Source organism: Streptacidiphilus neutrinimicus, from assembly GCF_000787815.1.
GTDB classification, from domain to species: Bacteria; Actinomycetota; Actinomycetes; order Streptomycetales; family Streptomycetaceae; genus Streptacidiphilus; species Streptacidiphilus neutrinimicus.
Map to the genome: position 1 here is coordinate 112,095 of NZ_BBPO01000001.1, position 3,378 is coordinate 115,472.

4 protein-coding genes and 1 pseudogene are annotated in these 3,378 nt (G+C 73.8%); 4 read left to right on the plus strand and 1 reads right to left on the minus strand.

The genetic code is table 11. The annotated features are described in order from the left end of the window. A pseudogene (locus TR48_RS00470) lies at positions 1-482 on the plus strand (hypothetical protein); the annotation flags it as partial. A gap of 435 nt (positions 483-917) precedes the next feature. Here TR48_RS00470 and TR48_RS00475 read toward each other — a convergent pair. Further along, entirely contained in the window at positions 918-1,361 is a 444-nt protein-coding gene (locus tag TR48_RS00475) for a DUF3093 domain-containing protein (protein WP_042363735.1), read from the minus strand. Between the two features lie 69 nt (positions 1,362-1,430). Here TR48_RS00475 and TR48_RS00480 point away from each other — a divergent pair, with 69 nt between their 5' ends. The 3 genes from TR48_RS00480 to TR48_RS00490 are packed head-to-tail and all read left to right on the plus strand — an operon-like array spanning position 1,431 to position 3,303. Next, entirely contained in the window at positions 1,431-2,018 is a 588-nt protein-coding gene (locus TR48_RS00480) for a PaaI family thioesterase (protein WP_236651940.1), read from the plus strand. Next, positions 2,015-2,533, plus strand: a complete 519-nt coding sequence (gene dut, locus TR48_RS00485; protein WP_439654194.1) for a dUTP diphosphatase — start codon at positions 2,015-2,017, stop codon at positions 2,531-2,533. Before TR48_RS00480 ends, dut begins: the two co-directional genes overlap by 4 nt. 2 nt (positions 2,534-2,535) lie before the next feature. Further along, entirely contained in the window at positions 2,536-3,303 is a 768-nt protein-coding gene (locus TR48_RS00490) for a DUF3710 domain-containing protein (RefSeq protein WP_042363737.1), read from the plus strand. The last annotated feature ends 75 nt before the right edge of the window (positions 3,304-3,378 follow it).

A 3,378-nucleotide genomic window follows, 5' to 3' on the forward strand; every position in this document is an offset into this window, starting at 1 on the left:
CCTGCGCCGCCGGCGCGGTCGGCGCGGGCGCGGGCGCGGCGGCGATGATGCCGGTGCCGTTCGCGATGCCCGTCGAGATCGCCGCGGAGCTGCTCGCGGTGGCGGCGGTGGAGTTCAAGATGGTCGCGGAGCTGTACGAGGCCTACGGCCAGCCCGCGCCGGGCAACGCCAAGCAGCGCTCACTGGTGTACCTCTCGGTCTGGTCCGAGCGCCGCGGCCTCGATGCGGCCTCTCCGGCCACGATCCTGGCCCTCAGCAAGAGCGCGGCGCTGCGGAAGTCGATCCGCCGACGCCTCGCCCGCTCGGGGTTCCGCAAGCTCCCCACGCTGACGCCCTTCATGATCGGCGCCGCGGCGGGCGCCTACGTCAACCGCCGCGACACGGCCAAGCTCGCCGCGGAGATCCGCCGCTCCCTCCGCGAACGCCAGCCCGCCGACCCCGCCTACTGGCTCACCGCCCGACCGGACCACCCCGAGCCGTAGCCCCTCACCCCCGCGGGCTTCCGCAGCCCGCCCAGGGCCCCCTGACGCCGCTCCCCGGCGTGGCCGCGAGCCTGCGGCAGCGGCGCTCCCGCAGGTGGTTGCACAGCGCTCAGGGGCGCGGGCCCTGCACGTGATGCCGCTTGCGCGGCGTGGGCGCGGGTGGGCCGCCGCGGTGCTCCCGCGGGTGGTTGCAGCATGCTCAGGGGCGCGAGGAACTGCGCGACAAGCCACTGATGTGCGGATGGTCCCCAGGGGACAGGACCATTCGCTCAGGGTGGTTTCTCGCGCAGTTCCTCGCGCCCCTGGGGGTTGCCTGGTTGCTCGCCTGCAGTTCTCCGCGCCCCTGGGGGTTGCCTGGTTGCTCGCCTGCAGTTCTCCGCGCCCCTGGGGGTTGCCTGGTTGCTCGCCTGCGGAAGCCTGCGCCCCTGCGGGGGGTTAGCGGGCCGCGTCGAGGGCGGCGGCGAGGCGGTCCGGGGTGCGGGTGGAGAGGTACAGGTACGGCGTCGGGTCGTCGGGGTCCGTGACCTCGACGCGGAGCGCCGTGTGGATGTACCCGCGCAGCAGCATGAACGCGCGGGCGTCCGCCTTGCGCGTGCGCCAGGCGAAGGCCTCGTCCCGGTCCAGGATCTCGGCCTTGCCGAGCGCGGAGACCGGGATCTTCGCCTCGCCGGCGAGCAGGTGGCCCTGGGTGACCCGGATGCGCGGCGAGCCGTAGCTGCTCAGCAGCACCGCGCCGCCGACGCCGCCCGCGACCAGGCCCAGCAGGGCCGCGATCGGGCTGAAGATCAGCAGGACCAGCATGAAGGAGATGCCCAGACCCACCGGCAGCAGCCACAGGGCCGCCGGGGCGGAGAGGCGTTCGTCGTACATGGGGTCCATTGTGCGCCGCGCGGGCGGCACGCCAGACCGCGGGGCCCCGGGGGGTGCCGCTCCCTGTAGGGTCGCGGGGTGACCGATGCAGCACGCCCCAGCTTGACGCCGCCGCCCGAGGCGGTCGCTCCCGTCCGCCACCCGGAGGCCCCGGCGCCGGGAGAGCTCATCGGGTCGCACTACGACTTCTGCTTCGCCTGCGGCCCGGCCCAGCCTTCCGGTCTGCACCTCGAGGCGCGGGCCGGGGAGGGCGTGGAGATCTTCGCCGAGTTCACCGTCGCCCCCACCCACCAGGGCGGGCCCGGGCTCGCACACGGCGGCGTGCTGGTCACGGCGATGGACGACGCGCTCGGCACGCTGAACTGGCTGCTGCACACCGCCTCGGTCACGGCTCGGCTGGAAACCGACTTCCGCCGCCCGGTCCCGGTCGACTCCACCCTCTACCTGCACACCTGGGTGGAGGCCGTGGCCGGCCGCAAGATCTACTGCAGCGGCGAGGCCCGTCTCGACGCGCCGGACGGCCCCGTCGCGCTCACCGCGCGGGCCCTGTTCATCCAGGTCGCGCTGGAGCACTTCGTCAACCACGGCCGTCCCGAGGACATCAAGGCGGCCATGGACAACCCCGACCTGCACAAGCGCGTCCGCGCCTTCGAGGTGAACCCGTGAGTTCCGACCTGCGCCCCGTCGACGTCCTGATCCGCCGGATCGACGAGGACCTGCCCGTCCCCGCCTACGAGCACCCCGGCGACGCGGGCGCCGATCTGCGCACCACCGTCGACGCCGTGCTGGAGCCCGGCGAGCGGGCCGTCCTGCCGACCGGAATCGCGGTCGCTCTGCCGGACGGGTACGCGGCCTTCGTACACGCGCGCTCCGGGCTGGCCGCACGGTGCGGCATCGCCCTCGTCAATGCCCCCGGAACGGTCGATGCCGGGTACCGTGGTGAGATCAAGGTGATCGTCGTCAACCTCGACCCGCGCGAGCGGGTGGTCTTCCACCGCGGGGACCGGATCGCCCAGCTGGTGGTCCAGCGGGTGGAGAAGGTCCGCTTCCACGAGGTGGCGGAACTGCCGGGGTCGGCGCGCGCCGCAGGAGGCTTCGGGTCGACGGGGGGCCATGCCGCGGTTAGCATTCCCGCGGCCGGGCAGAAAGACTCTTCGGTACCCGACCGGGAAGGACAGTGACCGTGTTCCGTCGTCGCGCCAAGGGCGAGGACGCTGGCAATCAGCTCGACGAGCTGGCCGACGCCGACAGCAACGAGTTCGAGGACGCCTCCGAGCTGGAGGACGGCGAGACGGGGGAGCGGGTCGGCCTGCCGCCGGCGCCGCGTCCCGAGGGCCCGTTCGACATCTCCGAGGTCGACGACGCCCAGGACGGCCGGGTGGACCTGGGCGGTCTGCTGGTCCCCGGTGTCGAGGGCATGGAGCTGCGGGTCGAGGTCGCCGGTGACGCGATCGTCGCGGCCACGCTCGTGCTCGGCAACAGCGCGATTCAGCTGCAGGGCTTCGCCGCGCCGAAGTCCGAGGGCATCTGGGGCGAGGTCCGCCAGGAGATCGCCGACGGCATCGAGCAGCAGGGCGGTGCCATCGACGAGGAGGAGACCGCGCTGGGCTGGGGCCTGCGCGCTCGCGTCCCCGTGCAGCTGCCCGACGGCACCCAGGGGGTCCAGGTCGTCCGATTCGTCGGCTGTGACGGCCCCCGGTGGTTCCTGCGCGGCGTGATCAGTGGCCAGGCGGCCATGCAGGACGACGCGGCGGCGGTGCTGGAGCAGGTCTTCCGTCAGACGGTCGTCGTCCGCGGAGATGGGCCGATGGCCCCCCGCGACCCGATCGTGCTGCGCCTGCCCGAGGACGCCCAGATGGTCCCGGACGGCATGCCCCAGCAGGGGCGTCCCGCCTCCGCCGGCGACCTGAACCCGTTCGAGCGCGGCCCGGAGATCACCGAGGTCCGCTAGCCGTCCGCTCCCGCAGGCAGTCGCACTGTCCAGGGGCGCGGGGAGCTGCTTGCGCAGCTCCCCGCGCCCCTTACG